Genomic DNA, 20751 nt, shown 5'->3' on the forward strand with positions numbered 1-20751 from the left:
GAAAAAATTCGGACGATTTAGATCAAGGAGATATGAAAAGAATAGTATGGATATTGCCGTTTATAATGTGGACTTTCGGGACCTTGGCTGCTGCCGGTGAAGATTTGACTCAGCAGGCAGAACAGGAATACCGTCAAGGAAAATATCTGGAAGCGGCAGATACGTATAAAAAAATATTGGCCGGCGGAGAGGAATCGGCTCAATTGTATTATAATCTGGGAAATTGTTATTATAAACTGGGTGAAAATACGCAGGCCATTTTAAATTATGAAAGGGCTTTGTTATTGGATCCCGGGGATAAGGATGCCCGTTATAATTTGCAGATGGCCCAAAGTCAGGTCGTGGATAAAATAGAAGTTTTACCTGAAATTTTCATAGTAAGGTGGTATAAATCTTTTATAAGTTATTTTTCTGCCGATCAGTGGGCTTATATTTCAGTAGCCTTGTTTATCCTTTTTCTGGGAATGGTTGCTTTGTTTTTTTATTCTACATCGGCTGGATGGAAAAAAACCGGTTTTACACTGGGTATTCTCATGTTGTTTTTTACCGTATGTTCTGTTGTTTTTACAGTGAAGCAATACAGGCGGATTACCGAACGGGATGATGCGATTGTCCTGACGCCCAGCGTTACTGTAAAGGGAGCCCCTGACGATAGCGGTACCAGTCTGTTTGTGATTCATGAGGGATTAAAAGTAAGAGTAATCGAATCACTGGGAGATTGGGTAAATATCCGTCTGGAAGATGGGAATGAAGGTTGGGTGGCTAAAAAAGATATAGAGAAAATATAAATCCGGGGAAGTCCTGCCGTTTTTTCCGTTTAAAAAATAAAAACAGGTTTTGTAAAGACCCAAAAGGTTATTAACTTTACCCCAATAAAGAATGCCGGAGGAGAACAAAAGTATGTTTTATACGTTATTCTTCACTTTCAATGAATTCATTACATGGACAATTTTATAGTTTCAGCCCGGAAATACAGGCCGGCCAGTTTTGATACCGTAGTCGGCCAACTTTCTATCACCTCTACTTTACGGAATGCAATTGTAAACCATCAGCTGGCACAGGCATATTTGTTTTGCGGACCGCGGGGGGTGGGGAAAACGACCTGTGCCCGTATTTTTGCAAAGACCATCAATTGCCAGCATTTGCAACCCAATGCCGAGCCCTGTAATGAATGTGAATCCTGTAAAGCCTTTAATGCAGGGCGATCGTTAAATATTCACGAGCTGGATGCGGCATCCAACAATAGTGTGGATGACATCCGGGGATTGGTGGATCAGGTACGTATTCTTCCTCAGGTAGGAAGATACAGCGTTTATATCATCGACGAAGTCCATATGCTGAGTACTTCCGCTTTCAATGCTTTCCTGAAGACTTTGGAGGAACCGCCTGCTCATGCTGTTTTTATTTTGGCGACTACCGAAAAGCACAAGATACTGCCTACCATTCTTTCCCGTTGTCAGATATACGACTTTAACCGGATGAAGGTAGAGGACACGGTTTGTCATCTGCAATATATTGCCGATAAAGAGGGGGTGAAAGCGGAAGAAGAAGCCTTGGATATCATTGCCCAGAAGGCTGACGGAGCAATGAGGGATGCCCTTTCGATTTTCGATCAGGTGGTGAATTTTTGCGGAAAAAACCTGACTTATACCGGAGTGATCGAAAACCTGAATGTACTGGATTATGATTATTATTTCCGTTTGACGGATTTATGCAACGAAGGAAATGTATCCGGAGCTTTTTTGCTCTTTAACGAGATTATGGAAAAAGGATTTGATGCGGCTAATTTAGTGGCGGGATTAGGAAAACATTTCCGGAACGTATTGGTGGCAAAAGATCCGGCAACGGTACAACTGTTAGAGGTAAGTGCCCGTATACGGGAGCGTTATTTAAAACAGGCGGCTGTTTGTGAAGTCGATTTTTTGTTTGAAGCACTGAAGGTTATCGAACAGTGTGAAATGCAGTACAAAATCCGGATGGAAAAACGGCTCTGTGTGGAAATTACCCTGATCAGGCTGTGTCAGATAAATGAGTTAAAAAAAAAAGTCTGAGCTTTGCTGAAGGTAGTAGCTTGCTGAAAATAAAAAATTTTGACGGTAAATTCGGAACTCCGGCAACTGCCGGTTCTCCCGCGGTATCTTCTCTTCCGGAAAATGCTGTAAGGGAAGAAGAAAAAAATAAACCTACCGCTTCTTTTAAACTGAAAAAAGCTTTTGCTGAATCCGCTCAGCAATATGAAGTGAAAAAGCCTGAAACCACGTCGGATATTTCTGTACCGCTGTCTGCTCACGATGCTTTTGACGAAGTGAAAGTGAAGGCCGTATTTGATTTGTTTATCCGTCAGGAGCGGCCTGAAACCAGCGTGAGTATTGCATTGACCTCCCACAGTCCCGAAATAGAAGGGGACCGGATTATTATCCGGGCAGACAATCAGTTGCAAATCGAAAAACTGGAAGCCATCCGGCATAGTTTGCAGAATATGTTGATGCGGGAATTAAATAACGGTTCTGTTATTTTGGAAATCCGGATTTTTGAGAATGCTTCCGGAGAGGAAGAGCGTCGTCTGATTACGGCTCAGGATAAATTGGCTTATTTTATTAAGGAGAATCCTGTCGTAGCGGAAATGAGTAAACTGTTCGGCCTGGAACTGGAATAAGGGTGGGAAGAAGACTGCCGGAAACAGCTTTCGGGCAGTCTTGCAGAACATATCATTTATCCTTCTCTTTTTACATCCCTCGAATTGGCTTGCGCTGTCGGCATAATGACGATATCATTCAGGCATACATGTGCAGGGCGGGTAATGGCAAAGAGAATTGTATCGGCAATATCTTCGTTGCTCAGAGGAATCATGCCCTTATAAACATTTTTGGCTGCTTCGGCGTCTCCCTTATAACGTACCAGGGAAAATTCTGTTTCTACCATCCCGGGAGCGATGTTTGTCACTTTGATATTATGTTTCAGCATATCGGTACGCATAGCCCGGGATAGAGCGTCTACGGCGTGTTTGGTCGCGCAATATACATTTCCTCCGGGATATACTTCCTTGCCTGCTATAGAAGCAATGTTGACAATGTGTCCGCTGTTTTTTTGAATCATAAAAGGGGCTACAGCCCGGGTGATATAGAGCAAACCTTTGACATTGGTGTCAATCATCCTTTCCCAGTCGTCTAATATCCCTTCCTGAATGGGGCTCACTCCTACGGCCAGTCCTGCATTATTTACCAGTACGTCTATGTTTTTCCACTTGTCTTCCAGGCTATTAATGGCTTTTTTAACAGCTTCCGCATTGCGTACATCGAAACAAAGGGTGAGAACTTCACTTCCTTTCTTCCGGATTGCTTCGGCCAGATGCTGTAAACGGTCGTCGCGGCGGCCGGTGATGATGATATCAAATCCGGCTTTGGCGGCTTTCAAGGCTGTCGCTTGTCCGATTCCGGAAGTCGCTCCGGTAATTAAGGCTATTTTTTTCATGTTATTTGATTTTTAAATCGGTTTTAACGGTTACGAAGTTAGGGGTTTTCATGAAAATAAGAAAAATTGTGTGAAATTAAATTTGCCGGATTGATTTCCGGTCTTCCGGATTAAAAGGAGTTAAAAAGGCGGGGTGTTCCGTTTAAAATATATATTTTAGCTGAATCTTATCGGTCGTGAAACGGAAACACAGAAAAAGAGGGAATTTAAAGTATAAATCATCCGTAAGCCGGAAAGACAGGTGGAATTTATAAACATAGAGTAATAATGTACAGGGAGATACAAATCAGGATAAAACCGGAAGAAGCGGCGGATGGAGAGACCCTGCGGAAATGTGTGGCCAGGGAAGCGGGAATAGCTGTGGAACGTATCCGGCATATCGATATTTTGAAGAGGGCAGTGGATGCCCGGCAGCGTCAGGTGGTGTTTCAAATGGGGTTGGGAGTACATATCGACAGAATGGAAGAGCGGGAAAAGGTTTTTAAACCGGCTTACCGGGACGTTTCTTTGGCCAGACCGGTGATTGTCGTAGGAGCAGGACCGGCCGGTTTGTTTGCCGCTTTGCGTTTGATAGAAAGGGGATACCGTCCGTTGGTGCTGGAAAGGGGAAAAAAGGTAGAAGAACGCCGGCGGGATTTGGGGCAACTTTATAAAACCGGGCAGGTGAATCCGGATTCTAATTTTGGCTTTGGAGAGGGAGGAGCCGGTACTTTTTCAGATGGTAAACTATATACCCGTTCCAAAAAGAGGGGAGATGTGCAAAGGGCTTTGGAAATATTGGTATATCATGGGGCTGATCCTGCAATACTGATCGATTCTCATCCCCATATCGGAACAGATAAGCTTCCCGGAGTAATTGTAAACATCCGGAAGACGATAGAGGCCTGCGGGGGGGAGGTGCGTTTTCAAACCCGTGTGACGGATATTGTTCTGGAAGGTAAACGGATAAAAGGAGTTAGGGCCGGGCAGGAAGAGATTTATGCCGGTCAGGTAATACTGGCTACCGGGCATTCTGCCCGGGATGTATACCGTATGTTGCAGGCCCGTTCCGTCTATATGGAGCCTAAGGATTTTGCTGTAGGACTGCGGTTGGAGCATCCGCAGCAGCTTATCGATCGCATACAATATCACCGGAATGAGGGAAGGGGACAATGGTTACCGGCAGCGGAATACAATTTTGTCACCAATATTGCCGGCAGGGGTGTATATTCTTTTTGTATGTGTCCCGGCGGAGTTATTGTTCCGGCTGCTACGGGTCCGGAACAGCAGGTGGTGAATGGAATGTCGTCTTCTGCCCGGAATACCCCCTGGGCAAATTCGGCTATGGTCACGGCTATTGGACGGGAAGAGCTGGAACAAATGCATTATTCGGGATTGTTTGGGGGTATGGAGTTGCAGGAAACTTTAGAGAAAGAAGCTTGGCGGCAGGGTGGAGGAAACTTGCAGGCACCGGCACAGGTTCTGACGGATTTTTTGGCGGGTAAATACAGCAATCATTTGCCCCGGGTATCGTACAAACCGGCAGTGAACAGCTCTCCCTTACACGAGTGGTTACCGGAACTGATTTCCAGCCGATTGAGGGCAGGGCTTCTTTCTTTCGGAGCAAAGGCAAGAGGTTTTCTGACTTCGGAAGCTGTATTATTGGGGATAGAAACCCGGACTTCTGCCCCTTTGAAAATTGTGAGAATGTCCGACCGTTTGAGGCATGTGGAAATTGAAGGGCTCTATCCTTGTGGAGAAGGGGCCGGATACGCTGGGGGAATAATTTCAGCAGCTATGGATGGGGAGAAATGTGCAGAGGGTATTATATAGTGAAAAAATTAAAAAAAAAACGATTTTTTTTTTGAAAACTTTGACATCCTGGATAAAATATATACATTTGCCTAGAGAGAAAGGTTATAAAAATTCTAACCCTAAAAAATTATATTATGAATAAAGCACAATTGATTGACGCTATTGCTGAAAAAGCAGGTTTGACAAAGGCAGACTCCAAAAAAGCTTTAGAAGCTTTTATTGAAACAGTAGGTGATGCACTGAAGAGCGGTGATAAAGTTGCATTGATCGGATTCGGTTCTTTCTCTGTATCTGAAAGAAGCGCAAGAAGCGGTAGAAATCCTCAGACGGGTAAAGCTATCACAATTCCTGCTAAGAAAGTGGTTAAATTTAAAGCTGGGGCTGAATTGGCAGAAAAATGCTAAAAGCAAAACAAGATAAGAAAAGGGGCCGCCTGAAAAGTAATTTTTAAGGGCCCCTTTTTTTATGCCTCAAGATCTTGTACAGAGATCTGTATCGGTTTAGCTTTAAATGGATATTTCTCTTTATCTTATACGGATTTACTGGTGAAAAAATGGAAGAAAAACAAATTAAACCCTGGAAAATATTGCAGTCGGAGTATCTTTTTAAAGAACCCTGGTTTACTGTCAGAAGGGATAAGGTAGAACTACCGAACGGGAGTGTAATTCCTTCTTATTATGTATTGGAATACCCTGCGTGGATTTGTGTCCTTGGGGTAACACGGGAGGGAAAGTTATTGATGGAAAGGCAGTATCGGCATGGTTTGGGGCAGGTTGCCTATGAGTTGTGTGCAGGCGTGGCAGAGGATTCGGATATTTCTTATAAAGAAGCGGCCCGGCGGGAATTGTGGGAGGAAACGGGTTATGGAAAGGGACATTGGGAAGAATATATGGTATTTTCGGCCAATCCGGGCACTCATACCAATTTGACGTATTGTTTTTTAGCTACTGATTTGGAAAAGGTAGGGGAGCCTCATCCGGAAGTAACGGAGGATATTGCAGTCGAATTGCTGGAGCCGGAGGAAGTGATGCAATTATTGAGGGAGAACCGGATTATGCAGGCGATGCACGTAGCGGCTTTGTGGAAATATTTTTACGAGAAAACCAGGATTTATGAAGACGGAACAGGAAAAAGTGGAATATCTGAAAAATTTTGTAACAGATGAAAAAAATGCGCTCTTTACCCGTTTGATCCGGGAGAGAACGGAATATATCACTCTGGTATTGGAGGATTTGTACCAGTCTCATAACCAGAGTGCTATCATGCGGACAGCCGACTGTATGGGGGTGCAGAGTGTGCATATTATAGAAAACCGGAACAAATACGATACCACTTCAACTGTATCCCAGGGGGCGCGGGAATGGCTTAGTCTTCACCGTTACCGGGGGGAAGAGAACAATACGCCGGCTGCTATATGCCGGCTTCGTCAGCAGGGATACCGTATAATTGCTACTACCCCTCATACCCGCGATATATACATTGACGATCTGGATTTAAAAAAAGGGAAGATGGCCTTTTTTTTCGGAACGGAATTGACCGGATTGTCGGAGGAGGTTATCCGGGAAGCGGACGAATTTGTGAAAGTGCCGATGTACGGTTTTACGGAAAGCCTGAATGTCAGCGTATGTGCGGCTTTGGTCATGTACAGTGTTATGCAGCGGTTGCGGGTCAGTGATATCGACTGGCATTTGTCGCCGGAAGAGGAAGTAAAAGTCGCTTTTAAATGGTACAAACACGCAGTGAAAGCCTCGGGAGAAATTTTAGAGCGGTTTGAGGAAGCGGAAAGAGGGAAAAACATTTGAAACCGGAGAAGAAAAGAAGACGTATGATAAAAGGACGGTGAAAAGAGAAAAAGGGAGAAAACCTGAGATCAGTACGAACATTTTAGTAAAGAGAAAATGGACTTTGAAAATTATATTGCAGAACAATTCGACGATATCCGCATATTGCGTTATCAAGTACCTGCCTTTGAAGAATTGTCTTTAAAGGAAAAGATTTTTATTTATTATTTAAGCCGGGCGGCTTTAGCCGGGCGGGATATTTTATGGGATCAGAATAATAAATATAACTTGCGTATCCGCCGGCTATTGGAGAAAATATTGCGGGAATATACGGGAGACCGGGAAGCGGAAGAATTTAAAGCTTTTCTTTTATATACTAAAAAAGTATTTTTTGCAAACGGGATCCATCACCATTATTCTATGGATAAATTTATTCCTGCTTTTCCGGAAGAATATTTCCGTTTACTTTTGGTGGCTGTCGGGAGCGGGGAGGAATTTGACGGTTTGAAACGGATACTGTTCGACCGGAATTATATGGCAAAGCGGGTTGTACTGGACGGGGCAAAGGATCTGATAAAAGCTTCTGCCAATAATTATTATTCCGGCGTTACCCAGCAGGAAGTAGAAGATTTTTACAAACAGCCGTCAGCAGGGGAAGGGGAGACCGTATCCCGGGGATTGAATTCTACCTTGGTGAAAAAGGATGGAAAATTGGTCGAAGAGGTATGGAAAATCGGAGGGAAGTACAGTAAAGAGATCGGGAATATTGTAAAAGCATTGGAAAAGGCGGAAAAATATGCTTTGACGGAACAACAACAAAAGGTGATCCGTTTGCTGATTCAATATTATAAAAGCGGAGATTTGGCTATTTTCGACGCTTATTCGATAGCCTGGTTGCAGGAGCAAGAGGCGCTCGTTGATTTTATCAACGGTTTTATTGAAGTATACGGAGATCCGTTGGCTTATAAGGCCAGTTGGGAATCTGTGGTAGAAATTGTAGATGCTGAGGCTTGTGAGCGTACGCAAAAACTGGCTGAAAATGCTTTGTGGTTTGAAAAAAATGCCCCTATTGAGGAGCGTTTTAAAAAGACAGAAGTTTCGGGAATCATTGCCCGTGTGATGCAAGTGGCGATGTTGGGGGGAGATTGCCATCCGGCTACCCCTATCGGTATCAATTTACCGAATGCCGAATGGATACGGGAACGTTATGGAAGTAAATCGGTGACATTGGATAATATAACCTATGCTTATCACCGGGCTTCTCAGGGGACCGGGGTTATCGGTGAGTTTGCTTATTCGGAAGAAGAGAAACGGAAAGCGCATTTGTATGGGTATGAAGGTGGAAATGTACATACGGACCTGCACGAATGCCTGGGACATGGTTCGGGAAAAATGTTGTCGGGAGTGACTACTGAGGCTTTGAAAAATTACTATTCCACTCTGGAAGAAGCCCGGGCGGATCTGTTTGCCCTGTATTATATTATGGATCCCAAATTGTTGGAGCTGGGGATCATTTCCTGTCCGGAGGTGGCAGAATGTGAATATGACGCTTATATCCGGAATGCATTGCTGATACAATTAACCCGCATTAAACCGGGCGATTGTCTGGAAGAAGCTCATATGCGTAACCGGCAGTTGATTGCTTCCTGGGTATATGAACAGGGGAAAGAGGCAAAGATTATAGAGAAACTTCAGGGAGAAGGGAAAACTTATTTTGTTATACGCGATTATCCGGCTTTAAGAATGTTATTCGGAAAACTCCTGGCAGAAGTGCAGCGAATAAAATCGGAGGGCGATTATCCGGCTGCCCGGGATTTAGTTGAGACCTACGGCGTTAAAGTAGATACAACTTTGCAGAAAGAAGTATTGGAAAGATACCGGAAATTGAATGTTCCCCCTTATGCCGGGTTCATAAATCCGGAATATGCTTTGATAAAACAAGGAGAGAAAATAACAGCTGTTTCGGTACATTATCCGGATAATTTTTTGGAACAGATGCTGAAATACGGGGAGGAATGGACCTTGGACGAAGGCTTTTGATAAAAGCTGATTAACGAAACTCCGGTTGGGATTAAAAAGTAAAAATACTTTTTGCTATTTCGTTAATCAGCGTGTTTCCGGATAAATATTTATCAGATATCAGGCCTTCATCCAATGATTATTTATTTACTAAAAATAATATCGGCATAAGAATTGGATATTTTTACTTTTGCCTGGGGGTCTGTCTGGTTTCCCACCCGTCCCCGTATGGTCTTGGAATAGCGGTTGTCGTTGTCGTCCAGGGTTACGTCTGATAATTTAATACCATTGAGGCGTATAGAGCCGTAACGATTATACAAATCAGCCATAAAATTGTAGTGATTATCCAGTCCGATCCGGATAGTCGTATAGCCCGCTTCTATTAAAATAGAGTTGAAATTCTGGGCCACCTCAGTAATTTTTACTTTACAATACCTAAGGCTGGAAGCATCAAAGCGTTTTCCCAGATAATCGATCGTAAAGTCTGTATAAGCAGAGCTCAGGATGATAAAAGAATCGATCGATTTAATTATAAACCTGTCGTATTTGGAGGTCATTTCCAGAGAACCTACTGTGCCGAGATCGAATTTTGAATAAGTACTGTTCAGATTCAGTTGGGTGATCTTGTCCAGATGAACATTGCCATATCCGATGTTCAGTAAAAGCTTTTCCGATTCAGATAATTCAATATTTCCGTATTTGATTGTGATCTCGTTATTTGTTCCTTTCAGGCTACTGGCATACAGATTTCCGTATTTGATATCCGCCCGGAAAGGTTGTGTGGTTTCATCCAGCTGAATATTGCCGTATTTATTGGTCAGATTCAATTTAACGGAAGCCGGTACATTTATTGTATAATTGATCGTAAAGCCACAATTTCTACAGTTATTATTGCGTTGTCTCTCGATTAGGGTGGTCGCTTGTACCAATTTATTCATATTGTGAAAATCGATGGAAATTTGATCGGCCATTCGCTGGGCCACTTTGGGATTTTCTCCTTTTCCGATGATTTCAATAGAGAAATCGATTTCGTTTTTATCCCATTGCTGAATGACGATATAACCGTATTTATTATTCACCTGTAATTCGCAATTCTGGCCTACTTTGAAATTTTTATTGACGATCCGTTTTACTTCTGTGGGCACAGCCCAAAGGGAAGTAGCGAAGAGCAGTAAAAAGCTGCCTAATAAAAAAAGAGATTTGTGTTTCATAATTTATAAGTTTTGTTTTTTAGAAGTTGGTAATCTTTTTAAAATCGATTGGATGTGGGCAAGGGATTCCAGTTGTGTATTGTAGCGGGAAATAATATAAGCGATGGCTTCTTCTTCTGTAATTCCCGGTACTCTCCGGTCCAGTTGCCGCGATTCCTTTTCCATATCGGTAATATCTTTTAAAATCTCGTCCCGCTCGGGTTCATTTACCAGATTGATATTCTGTTCGATACTGATTATTTGTTGTTGTAATTGCCGGTTATAATAGGCTGTTACTTCTGTAATAGAGTCGGCTGCATTTGCAGGCATACGGAAGGGATAGAAATACTGGAACATCAGAATCAGGGCCAGGGCCGCAGCGATTGAAGTAACCGCAACCCAACGGCGGGCGTGTCTGTTCTTCCTTTTTTCATGGTGTTCCAGACGTTGTTCGAATCGTTCAAAATGTCCGAAAGGAGGCAGAGCGGTATCAAAAATTTCTGTCTGATTTTTTATTTTTTCATCTACTAAGTGATTCATAAGTCGAATGTGCTTTAATTAATCGGATTAATTTATTTCTGGCCCGTGCAAACTGAGAACGGACGGTCGAAGGGGAGAGTTGCAACATTTGTGCAATTTCTTCGTATTTCAGTCCTTCTATCAGGTGCAGGTTGATCATTAAGCGGTAGCCTTCCGGCAACTGCTTCAGTTTTTCAGCAATCAATTGCAACTGTATATCGGTCTCGTCTTCGGAATTTTCTTCTGCCATTGCATATACATTTTCTTCCAAACTGAGAAACTGAACTTTTCTTTTTCGGCAAAGGTCGATAGCCTGATTTATGGCAATCCGTTTCAGAATCCTCTCCATATTACTGGCTTCTCCGTTGTAATCCTCTATCCGGTCGAACACTTTTAAAAAAGTTTCCTGCATCACTTCTTCGGCTTCCTGGGAATTTCCGAGAATACGGTAGGCACTGTTGTATACGCTTTTATAAAACAACATATAAAATTCGAGTTGAGCCCGCCTGTCTCTCTTGCGGCATTGTCGTAATATCGTTTTATAATCGCTCATTCTTTTTGCTTTCTGCCTATATGACGTAAAAGAAATAAATTTGCTGCATAAAAAAACGGTTTTTTACAAAAATTATTTAGTTATTAGGTTTTTCTGTCCTAAAACTATTTCTTTCAGCTAATTTTTTAAAACAATATTTTACTCAAAAATATGCATCCGTTTTTTCAAAAATATGACGTTAAAAAATGTTAAATAAAGGCCTAAAAATGGCTTGTTCAGATTTTTTTTTTCAGGTTTTGAAAAAAATTCCAAAAATACCCTTTAATTTTAATAGAGAAATCTTCTTACCTGCCCGGGAATTCGGTAAGTACGGATGAAAAAACAGAAAAGATTGTAATCTGTATGTGCTGATTGTTTTTAAACATAGGAATTGCGACAGACGGTATTTTCCGTCCTGGGTATTCTATGTTTATTCATTATCTCATGCAGTTTACAGTCAAGTGAAAACTAAAAAATTGTGAGACATGAAAAAGAAAAAATTTTGTATAAATGTTTTTTCCTTTGGAAGCGAAAAAAAGAATGTAAGATTGTATTGTTTTATTTTGAGTTTGTTTTTATGCTTAACTTATCGGGGTGGGGCTCAGACGATTCCTCCTACTCCTGGGAGCAGTGGTTTGATACGCAGTATCAGTAATCCGGTCAATTACGGGACGGGAGTGGTAGGAATCCAAATACCTTTATACAATATTGCTTGCGGAAAGCTGAGTGTGCCGATTTCCTTGTCCTATCAGGCCAGTGGAATAAAAGTAAAAGATGTCGCCAGTTGGACAGGGTTGGGTTGGAATTTATCTGCTGGAGGAAGGATTACCCGTATGGTGCGGAAGCGACCGGATGAAGACGGCTATTGTAAAAATGTAGATACCCTTAATTGTGACGGTTACCAAGCTTCTTTTTTAGCTACATGGAAAGAAATTAATTTAGATAAAGATAAGGCCGATAACTTTGATGGGGAACCCGATTTATTTTACTATGAATTCGCTGGTCGTGCCGGGATGTTTATCGTAGATTATGATGGACAGGCTTATCCGATTCCTTATACTAAATTGAATATCCGGTGGGTTGATAAAACATACTTTATTATAACGGATGAAAAAGGATATGAATATATTTTTGGAGATGAGGATCAGGAAATGTCTTCAGTAACCACTTACGACAGTAAAAATCCGGCCCGTGAGTCTTTTTCTTTTGTTTCTACCTGGTATCTCAACCGAATGATTGATAGCCATAAAAACGCCATCCATTTTGAATATATTCCCGGTCAGGAACAGAATATTGTAGATAAACAAATGAACGGAACAGTTTATTTGAAATATACTTATGGGTGGGAATATGAATCGAGAGATTCTTCGATATATTATACAGAGACGAAGGTAAAACCAAAATTTTTACGGAGAATTGTGACAACAAATGGCGAAAAGATGGAGTTTGAATCCAGTGACGATCCTACAAATACATTAACCAATCGTCGTTTGTCAGAAATCAAAATTTACGGTACGGAAGAACGGTATTTAAAATCTATAAAATTTGATTATTCTTATTTTGGTAACGTCTGTAAGAGATTGAAACTCGATAAGGTTTACGAATTTTCCAAAGGGAAGACGGTGCCAATCAGTCGTTTTGATTATGCAGCCTGGCATATACCGGATATGGAAACCTTGGATTTCGACCATTGGGGATACTATAACGGGGCAAATAATAAAAGTAACTTTGTAAAAGGAAGATATAGATCCGTGCGTTTGCCCGGAGCAGACCGGGAAGCGAATTTTCTGCATGCTCAGTCGGGCATATTGAAACGGGTTTATACTTCTACGGGAGGATATACGGAATATGAGTATGAATTAAATAAAGGAATATACGAAAAGGATGGCGTAACAGATTCCATAGAAGGGGGAGGGATGCGTATAAAATCCATCTCACAATATACCCATAGCGGGGCTGTTCCTATTGTTACGCGGTATCGTTATACACTTCCGTGGAATGGCCGGACGAGCGGAATTATGACAGGACAATTGCTTTATTATTACGATAGGAATCCGGTTGTTACTATTTTACCGGTTATGTGTACTTCCCGTTGTGCAGGTCGTATTTTTGACGTAGACGGGGCTCCTATGCATTATCGGGTAGTAACGGAATACCGGCCAGACGGTTCTTCTCAGGAGATGCATTATATGTATAGTTCTTCTTCCGATCAGGATAGGCCTTCTATGGTGTATGAGGTAGACGAGCCAGGTCATGATCCGATGCCTAATCGTTTTGATGCCATGCCCAATAGCTCCCGTTTTTGGAAGCGTGGTTTACTGAATGCTCAGATTTTGTACGATGGGAACGGAGATACTTTGAATTGCGTACAGCATTCTTATATATTTAATCCGGGAGTACGACGGGTGATAAAAGGATATGTTCCGGGTATAGAACTGGGATATAATTTTAAAGATAATGAAGTCGTCAATATAAACTTACTCTGGAAATATGAATGGGTTTCGGAACCGGTGCTGTTAAAAGAAAGTATTTCCTGGAGTAAAAGTCAGCCGAAACAAATGCTGTCCTACACTTACGATCCGGAATATTTATTGCCTTTAACTACAGTGACCAAAACTCAAATTACAAATGAAACTGATTCTGTCGTATATCGCTATCCTTTTAATTATAGAACAGAGGTTGCAAATGCCGGTCCGGATAACAGTACTGCCTATGCTCTAAGATGTATGAACGAAAAAGGAATGATCAGTTTTCCCGTAGAAGTGGTGGTATATAAAAATAAAAAAGCCATTCAGGGAAGTATAAGTGAATATAAAGTCCTAGAACAGGATATAAATCATTTTCATATTGTGTCGGCATGTAATAAAAGTTTATTACTTACTGCCGCAAAAAACAATTTTCAGCCTTATCATTTTTTTAATTTGTCTCCTGTTTGTGATCCGGACTATCATACAGAAATCTATTACGACCATTATGATCCAAAGGGAAATTTGTTATGCAGTCATTCGGAAAAAGGGAATTACCGGACAATTGTGTATGGTTACCAAAATAATTCCATTATAGCAATCGTGGAAAATGCCAGGAAAAATCAGGTTTATTATTCCAATTTCGAGAATGATGCTACTGCTATAGAATGTCCGCACGATTCGAGACGTCAAAAAGTAAAACAGGGAGGTTTTGTCCTCAGCATAGGTCAGTTAAAACCGGGTAAATACCGAGTTTCCTATTTATGCAGTTCCGATAACGGACAGACTTGGACGCGAAAATATGAATCGCTGGAACTATCGCGTCCTTCTTCAGAATCGGAAAGCAGCGTAAATACTTTCTCTGAACTCAATGATCTGTCAGATTTAATTGAATCGTTTTCTACGTGCATTACTGTCGGAAACAGTAGCGAATGGATTGATGAATTGCAAATTATACCGGAAGAGTCTTTAATTGTGACTGCCAACTATATTCCAGGTGTAGGGAAAGTTTCGGAAACGGATCACAATGGATTGACTTATTATTACGATTATGATGATTTCGGACGTATAATTCGGGTGCTGAACGGGGACGGGGTCATTTTAAAAGAATATGAATATTATATTGCCCCTTGAAATACTTTGGGTTTAAAAGAATAAAAATAATAAACAAAAGTGTGGATCATTTAAAGTATAAATCATGAAAAATACTATATCTCTTATTATCAGTTTGTTGTTATTTTGTATAACAGCTTATTGCGGGAATCCGGGAAAAATGAATACATTAAACAGGGGGGTGCTTCCATATAATTTTATGCCGGATATAATTGTTGTACCACCGGCTCCTGTTGAACCGCCTCAATGCCTGAAAGTAAAAGACAACAATTTACTCCTCATACTTGCTGGCCAGCGTCAATATTCTTTTAGATTAGAAATTATTCCGACTGCCGAGGGCTTTATGGCAGACAATTTACCCGGCATCATCCAATGGATAAAAACCGGAGGAGAGTATGTTCCGGAGGAAACTCCGGATAGTACTTCCTGGCGAACCATTGGAAAAAGTTATCAGGGAGAAAAATCAGAAGAAGGAATTATGCTTTTAACGGAAGAAGATCCGGAATACAGTCAGCCGGACCAGCCTATAGAACCTCCGGTTGAACCGCCTATGGAGGCGATGTGGGTAGAATATACCCTGGAACATTATATGGATACGGAAAGTCAGATAGTACAATTTACTTCAGAACCCGGAACTTTGTTTTGTACTCTTACTATTAAAGAAAATGTAGGGTATAGGGAGATAGAAGGGACATTACGTATTCATTATCATGTTCGTATCACGATCGGGTATGACACCGCTGAATTTAACCGACAATTAAATGTTAATTATCGTTTAACAAACCGGAATTATGTTTTGGAAAAAAGCCGTACTTCTGATAACAGTGGTTATCTGATGGCCATTACTTATTACGACGGGCTAGGCCGGGAAGAACAATCAATTGATATTGCGCTTACGCCGGAAGGAAAAGATGTTGTCACTCCTGTATATTACGATTCGATTGGCCGGAATTCCCGGAATTATTTACCGTTTGCAGTGAAAGGAAAGGGAAAATTTCAGGAAAATGCCTTTGAACAACAGGAATCCTATTATACAACTCTTTACGGAACAAATCCCTTTGCATACAACGAAGCCTGTTTTGATGCTGAGGGACAGGTTATTCGCAGTAATATTCCCGGAAAAGCCTGGAAAATAGACGGAGAACATACCACCAGGACAAATTATCGGAAAAATAGAGGTGATGATTATATAACCCGCTATGAGTTATGGGGTAATTCAGTAGCATGTACCGGTTTTTACGAAGAAGGGATTTTAAACGTAGTAGAAAAGATCGACCCGGATGGTCATATATCTTTAAGTTATACGGATATAGATGGTAGATTGATTGCCGGGGAGGCGAGGGGAGAAGGGGAAAGTTTGTTTACCTATTATGTATATGATGATTTAGGCCGCAAACGATATATTTTACCTCCTTCCCGGAACAGTTCTTTTCATATGGGAGTGAAAGAATTGTCAGAATTGCAGTCCGATTGCTATTATCTGGAATATGATAAATACGGAAGAATATATAAACAATACATTCCCGGTTCGGGATATACAATCAGTTTATATGATGCCCGTGGTAGACTGGCATTTTCGCAGAACACCCTTCAGCGGGAAAACGGTAAATGGAGTTTTACCAAATACGATGCTTTCGACCGGCCATTAATAAGTGGAATTTGTTCGGGTACGGAGGCTGAATTCCGGCAGGCTTTAATGGTTCAGGAATTTCAGAATGAAAAAAGGGGAACAGCTATACACGGGTATACCAACCGAGTTTGTCCGACAGACATTTCTCCCGATGATTGTCTGGAAATCACCTATTATGATGATTATTTATGGCCTGGTCAGGAAACAGTGGCCTGGTCAGCTGCCGATGCTTTGGATACAGAATATTCAGACCGGGTTATCGGGCAAATTACCGGTACAAAAACACGGGTATTGGGAGATTCTTTGTCGCAATGGCTACTGAAAGCCAATTATTATGACTCCCGTTATTTATTACTTCAAATGGTAAGTCAATTGTATCCTTCCGGTACAGAAGTGACTTCCAATAAACATAGCTTTGGAGGTGGAATAATTGCAGCTAAAGTAAAACAGCTTATAAAGGGTCAGGTGACGGAATATATGAAATATTTCGATTACGATACGGAAGGACGTTTAGTAAAGATTCGTCAAAAAATTTCAGGAGACAGCCTGAATAATGAAGTTTTGCTTGTCAAAAATGAATATGATGACTTAGGACGTTTGGTTTCATCCTGTTTACACAATGAAAAAGAAAAAATTCATTACGATTATCATATTGCGGGTATGTTGTCTTCTGTTTCTTCTCCTCATTTTTCTTATCACCTGGAATATGAAAATACAAAAATGATAGATAATATAGCCTGTTATAATGGAAATATCAATACTATGCGTTGGAAATACGGGAACGGGTTCGAAAGGGCTTATTTATATAAATATGATCCTTTCGGACGTTTAACTTCGGCTTTTTTTAAAGAAAACAACGGGTTGTTTTGGAACAATTCTTCAGGGAAATACAATGTTTCCGGTTTATCTTACGATGGCAATGGTAATTTAAAGAGTTTGAAACGTTTTGGTGGGGATGGTACAGTAAAAAATGATTTTACCTACCATTATTCTCATCCTTCTAATCGGAATGCTTTGTCGCAGATTACGGATAATGGAGTAAGTTCTTCCTTATATCGTTACGATAATTTAGGAAATATGGTATATGACGGACGGAGGAATATTAACATTTCATATAATTCATTAAATTTACCTGATACAATTAGTCAGGGACCAGAAAATATTTCCTATATTTACACAGCAGGTGGGGAAAAACTGGCGCAGCGGATAGGAAGTTCTTACATATATTATCGGGGAGTGATGATTTATGCCGGAAATACACTTTCCTATATCAAACATTCGGAGGGGCTTATCCGTAAAGATGGTCCGTATTATACCTATAATTACTTTTTAAAGGATCATTTGGGAAGTACCCGGGTATTGCTGGAAGCGGTGGAAGATAGTTTAAAGGCTGTTCAGGTAACAGATTATTATCCTTTCGGTCTTTCTTTTGAAAATAATAACTTGAACCGGAACAAATGCCTATACAGTGGTAAAGAATTTCAGGATGTATCTTTAGGAGGCCGTATATTATCGATGTACGATTTCGGAGCTCGTTTTTATGATCCTGAAATCGGTCGTTGGTTTAACATCGATCCCGCTCTTCAGTTAGCCTCACCTTATGGCTTTTGTGGAAATAATCCAATCGTGAATGTAGATCCGGATGGGAAGTTTGCTATTACATTGTCGAGTATATTTATAGGAGCAGTTACCAATATCCTTTCTCAGATGGGTTCAGGTAAGATAACGGATTTTAAAAGCTTTTTGTCGGCTGGAATTGTCGGCGGTATTGTCGGCGGTATTAGTAGTGCAATAGGAAGCAGCGTCGCAAAAGCACTTGAATCGGTTGAAGCTTTGACGGGGGGATTTGCCAACGGAGCGATAAGCGGAGCAGCAGAGGGTGCTAGTAGCGGATTGTTGGGGGGATTTGGAAATACTATGTTAAATGGCGGTAATGTGGGAGATGGATTTCGTCAAGGCCTGTTTGACGGAGGAAAAGGAATGCTTATGGGAGGTATAATCGGTGGAGTGACATCCGGTTTGGCGGCGAAAGAAAAGGACTTTAAATTCTGGAATGGACATGGGGAAGTTGTGGAATTTAATAAGGGGAAATCAATTGTTTCAAGGACAGAAGATGCAAAAAAGGGAGCGGAACTTTATAGTAAAGATAAACCTAGGATAAAAAAAGATATGATGTTATTAAGTGATCGTTTAAATGATTCCGGTTTTAATAATGAATTAAGAAGTAAGGTTACGTTTAGAACTACAACTCCGAATAAGAACTATGGATTGCTGATGAGAGAGGGAGTCTATTATAAGTATAAGACCGGCGCTTTCGTTGAGGGAGCTACGATGAGAACATCTAGCGGGAAGATTTTTGTACATATTCCTACAGGAATAGTCAACACAGATAACTTAACAAAATTTGTTGCTGCAACCGGTCATGAATTAGTACATGCCTATCATTATCTCCATTTAGGAAATAGTTTTAATGAAGTTTTAAGTGAATCTGCAGCTTATGATTTTACTTTTAATACATATTTAAATGCCGGAGATATAGAAAATGCTTATAATACATTTATAATACAGATAACATCTGGGTATTTTAAAGGAATACATCCTGCTTACAGGCTTCCTTTTAACTGTTTGTTTAATTAATATACATTTATGATGAAAATATTCTTCTTGTTAATATCAATTTCTTTTATACTGGGATGTAAGAATTTTAAGAGTTCTTCCCCTATAAACGAAGAGAACCCGTCCGATTCTTTTATCAGTTGTGATATCATAAAAGAATTAATAGATTTGGATGATCAGCTGAATTGTAAAAGAGCCGTAATGAGTGATTTTTTATTAGCTGATACAACTTGTTATGCGGATACTTTTGCCCAATATTTAAATTCCGTCATTACAAATGGTAAAATTAAAGATAGTGAATTCCGTGACACTATGGCTTATTTTGTAAATTACAAGCCCGGAGACAATACTTGGCGAATATTAGTTTACGACGGTTTTCAAAGAGATCCGGATATGGAACGATATGCGATAGAAAAAATTCTCAAAGGGTATAATCAACGTTATTTTCGTTTTCATTATTTGGATTATTTTAAATATAAAAATGTATACTACGTAAAATATTATAACGTTTATAATAAAACTGGATCAATGTTAACTCAAATATTAATCATTCAGAATAATAAGTTATTATATTTTAACTATATGCCGACATTAAGGATAGAGAAAAATTTTCAAACTCCGGAAGAATATTTTGAAGATAGGTTAAATACTTTTTATGAATTGTAATTCTAACAGATAGTGGTGACAAAGGGACGGTTCCTTTGTCACCTTTAAACTCACTGTTTTCAATATATTATTGTTATAATTATACATTAGCCAATATGTCTAAAGGATTTAAACCGATATATTTTTAGGTAGAAAATGATTCGGAAACCTTTTTAAATAGTAGAGCATGAAATTATTAATATTATTCATCCTATTTTCTTTTATACTGGGATGTAAGAATTTTAAGAGTTCTTCCCCTGTAAACGAAGAGAACCCATCCGATTCTTTTATCAGTTGTGATATCATAAAAGAATTAATAGATTTGGATGATCAGCTGAATTGTAAAAGAGCCGTAATGAGTGATTTTTTATTAGCTGATACAACTTGTTATGCGGATACTTTTGCCCAATATTTAAATTCCGTCATTACAAATGGTAAAATTAAAGATAGTGAATTCCGTGACACTATGGCTTATTTTGTAAATTGCAAGCCCGGAGACAATATTTGGCGAATATTAGTTTACGACGGCTTTCAAAGAGATCCGGCTATGGAACGATATGCGATAGAAAAAATTCTCAAAGGGTATGAGAATCGTTTTTTCCGTTTTCATTATTTGGATTATTTTAAGTATAAGAATGTATATTACGTTAAGTATTATAATGTCAATATTAAAAATAGAGCAATGTTAACTCGAATATTAATCATTCAGAATAATAAATTGTTATATTTTAACTATATGCCGACATTAAGGATAGAGAAAAATTTTCAAACTCCGGAAGAATATTTTGAAGATAGGTTAAATACTTTTTATGAATTGTAATTCTAACAGATAGTGGTGACAAAGGGACGGTTCTTTTGTCACTATTCAATTTATTTGATCCTAAAGAAGTATATGGGAGGTTTTTGTTCTATTTACACAACAGAGTTGCCCGGGATTTTAAATGGGATTGTATAGTGAAATCGAACTGTTCGAAAA

The 20751-nt window shown here is 40.1% G+C and carries 15 protein-coding genes and 1 pseudogene; 12 read left to right on the forward strand and 4 right to left on the reverse strand.

Annotation, left to right across the window (positions count from 1 at the left end; all coding sequences use genetic code 11):
• Positions 1–32 precede the first annotated feature (32 nt).
• From Q0465_RS12610 to Q0465_RS12620, 3 genes and pseudogenes are all read left to right on the forward strand, one after another.
• Positions 33–788 carry a tetratricopeptide repeat protein gene (locus Q0465_RS12610; RefSeq protein WP_298616721.1) on the forward strand — a complete coding sequence of 252 codons (756 nt, stop codon included), beginning with the start codon at positions 33–35 and terminating at the stop codon, positions 786–788.
• 153 nt (positions 789–941) lie between these two features.
• Positions 942–2045: pseudogene (locus tag Q0465_RS12615) on the forward strand (DNA polymerase III subunit gamma/tau); the annotation flags it as partial.
• Positions 2046–2071: 26 nt separating this feature from the next.
• Positions 2072–2656: a hypothetical protein gene (locus Q0465_RS12620; RefSeq protein ID WP_298616722.1), complete on the forward strand. Its 585-nt coding sequence runs from the start codon at positions 2072–2074 to the stop codon at positions 2654–2656.
• Positions 2657–2712: 56 nt separating this feature from the next.
• Here Q0465_RS12620 and Q0465_RS12625 read toward each other — a convergent pair whose 3' ends face one another.
• Positions 2713–3471, reverse strand: a complete 759-nt coding sequence (locus tag Q0465_RS12625) for an SDR family NAD(P)-dependent oxidoreductase (protein WP_298616723.1) — start codon at positions 3469–3471, stop codon at positions 2713–2715.
• A 267-nt stretch (positions 3472–3738) separates the two neighbouring features.
• Here Q0465_RS12625 and Q0465_RS12630 point away from each other — a divergent pair, with 267 nt between their 5' ends.
• From Q0465_RS12630 to Q0465_RS12650, 5 genes are all read left to right on the forward strand, one after another.
• On the forward strand, positions 3739–5283 hold the full coding sequence (locus Q0465_RS12630) for an NAD(P)/FAD-dependent oxidoreductase (RefSeq protein ID WP_298616724.1): 1545 nt from the start codon (positions 3739–3741) through the stop codon (positions 5281–5283).
• A 116-nt stretch (positions 5284–5399) separates the two neighbouring features.
• Entirely contained in the window at positions 5400–5669 is a 270-nt protein-coding gene (locus Q0465_RS12635) for an HU family DNA-binding protein (protein ID WP_298616725.1), read from the forward strand.
• 149 nt (positions 5670–5818) lie between these two features.
• Positions 5819–6430 (forward strand): NUDIX hydrolase, encoded by a 612-nt coding sequence (locus Q0465_RS12640; protein WP_298616726.1) that lies wholly within the window; start codon positions 5819–5821, stop codon positions 6428–6430.
• Positions 6378–7067, forward strand: a complete 690-nt coding sequence (locus Q0465_RS12645) for an RNA methyltransferase (protein ID WP_298616727.1) — start codon at positions 6378–6380, stop codon at positions 7065–7067. Before Q0465_RS12640 ends, Q0465_RS12645 begins: the two co-directional genes overlap by 53 nt.
• 96 nt (positions 7068–7163) lie before the next feature.
• Positions 7164–9086, forward strand: coding sequence for a dihydrofolate reductase (locus Q0465_RS12650; protein WP_298616728.1), 1923 nt, complete (start codon positions 7164–7166; stop codon positions 9084–9086).
• 122 nt (positions 9087–9208) lie between these two features.
• Here Q0465_RS12650 and Q0465_RS12655 read toward each other — a convergent pair whose 3' ends face one another.
• The 3 genes from Q0465_RS12655 to Q0465_RS12665 are packed head-to-tail and all read right to left on the reverse strand — an operon-like array spanning position 9209 to position 11327.
• Positions 9209–10276 carry a hypothetical protein gene (locus tag Q0465_RS12655; protein WP_298616729.1) on the reverse strand — a complete coding sequence of 356 codons (1068 nt, stop codon included), beginning with the start codon at positions 10274–10276 and terminating at the stop codon, positions 9209–9211.
• 3 nt (positions 10277–10279) lie between these two features.
• Positions 10280–10795 carry a hypothetical protein gene (locus Q0465_RS12660; protein WP_298616730.1) on the reverse strand — a complete coding sequence of 172 codons (516 nt, stop codon included), beginning with the start codon at positions 10793–10795 and terminating at the stop codon, positions 10280–10282.
• Positions 10776–11327, reverse strand: coding sequence for an RNA polymerase sigma factor (locus Q0465_RS12665; RefSeq protein WP_298616731.1), 552 nt, complete (start codon positions 11325–11327; stop codon positions 10776–10778). The genes Q0465_RS12660 and Q0465_RS12665 overlap by 20 nt, the downstream gene beginning before the upstream one ends.
• Positions 11328–11791: 464 nt before the next feature.
• Here Q0465_RS12665 and Q0465_RS12670 point away from each other — a divergent pair, with 464 nt between their 5' ends.
• The 4 genes from Q0465_RS12670 (at position 11792) to Q0465_RS12685 (ending at position 20595) form a co-directional block, all read left to right on the forward strand.
• Positions 11792–14905 carry a hypothetical protein gene (locus tag Q0465_RS12670; RefSeq protein WP_298616732.1) on the forward strand — a complete coding sequence of 1038 codons (3114 nt, stop codon included), beginning with the start codon at positions 11792–11794 and terminating at the stop codon, positions 14903–14905.
• 64 nt (positions 14906–14969) lie between these two features.
• Complete coding sequence (locus Q0465_RS12675; protein WP_298616733.1) at positions 14970–19151, forward strand: DUF6443 domain-containing protein; 4182 nt, start codon at positions 14970–14972, stop codon at positions 19149–19151.
• A 9-nt stretch (positions 19152–19160) separates the two neighbouring features.
• Positions 19161–19796: a hypothetical protein gene (locus tag Q0465_RS12680; RefSeq protein ID WP_298616734.1), complete on the forward strand. Its 636-nt coding sequence runs from the start codon at positions 19161–19163 to the stop codon at positions 19794–19796.
• Positions 19797–19962: 166 nt separating this feature from the next.
• The gene (locus tag Q0465_RS12685) at positions 19963–20595 is read left to right on the forward strand and encodes a hypothetical protein (protein WP_298616735.1); all 633 of its coding nucleotides are present in this window, start codon (positions 19963–19965) and stop codon (positions 20593–20595) included.
• Positions 20596–20751 lie beyond the last annotated feature (156 nt).

Origin of the sequence: uncultured Odoribacter sp. (assembly GCF_937966165.1) — a bacterium.
In the GTDB taxonomy this organism is placed as follows: Bacteria; Bacteroidota; Bacteroidia; order Bacteroidales; family Marinifilaceae; genus Culturomica.

Excerpts from the sequence above, each read along its gene's own strand:
- Q0465_RS12610 (WP_298616721.1), top strand. The coding sequence starts at position 33 with ATGAAAAGAATAGTATGGATATTGCCGTTTATAATGTGGACTTTCGGG.
- Q0465_RS12625 (WP_298616723.1), bottom strand. The coding sequence starts at position 3,471 with ATGAAAAAAATAGCCTTAATTACCGGAGCGACTTCCGGAATCGGACAA.
- Q0465_RS12630 (WP_298616724.1), top strand. The coding sequence starts at position 3,739 with ATGTACAGGGAGATACAAATCAGGATAAAACCGGAAGAAGCGGCGGAT.
- Q0465_RS12635 (WP_298616725.1), top strand. The coding sequence starts at position 5,400 with ATGAATAAAGCACAATTGATTGACGCTATTGCTGAAAAAGCAGGTTTG.
- Q0465_RS12640 (WP_298616726.1), top strand. The coding sequence starts at position 5,819 with ATGGAAGAAAAACAAATTAAACCCTGGAAAATATTGCAGTCGGAGTAT.
- Q0465_RS12645 (WP_298616727.1), top strand. The coding sequence starts at position 6,378 with ATGAAGACGGAACAGGAAAAAGTGGAATATCTGAAAAATTTTGTAACA.
- Q0465_RS12650 (WP_298616728.1), top strand. The coding sequence starts at position 7,164 with ATGGACTTTGAAAATTATATTGCAGAACAATTCGACGATATCCGCATA.
- Q0465_RS12655 (WP_298616729.1), bottom strand. The coding sequence starts at position 10,276 with ATGAAACACAAATCTCTTTTTTTATTAGGCAGCTTTTTACTGCTCTTC.
- Q0465_RS12660 (WP_298616730.1), bottom strand. The coding sequence starts at position 10,795 with ATGAATCACTTAGTAGATGAAAAAATAAAAAATCAGACAGAAATTTTT.
- Q0465_RS12665 (WP_298616731.1), bottom strand. The coding sequence starts at position 11,327 with ATGAGCGATTATAAAACGATATTACGACAATGCCGCAAGAGAGACAGG.
- Q0465_RS12670 (WP_298616732.1), top strand. The coding sequence starts at position 11,792 with ATGAAAAAGAAAAAATTTTGTATAAATGTTTTTTCCTTTGGAAGCGAA.
- Q0465_RS12675 (WP_298616733.1), top strand. The coding sequence starts at position 14,970 with ATGAAAAATACTATATCTCTTATTATCAGTTTGTTGTTATTTTGTATA.
- Q0465_RS12680 (WP_298616734.1), top strand. The coding sequence starts at position 19,161 with ATGATGAAAATATTCTTCTTGTTAATATCAATTTCTTTTATACTGGGA.
- Q0465_RS12685 (WP_298616735.1), top strand. The coding sequence starts at position 19,963 with ATGAAATTATTAATATTATTCATCCTATTTTCTTTTATACTGGGATGT.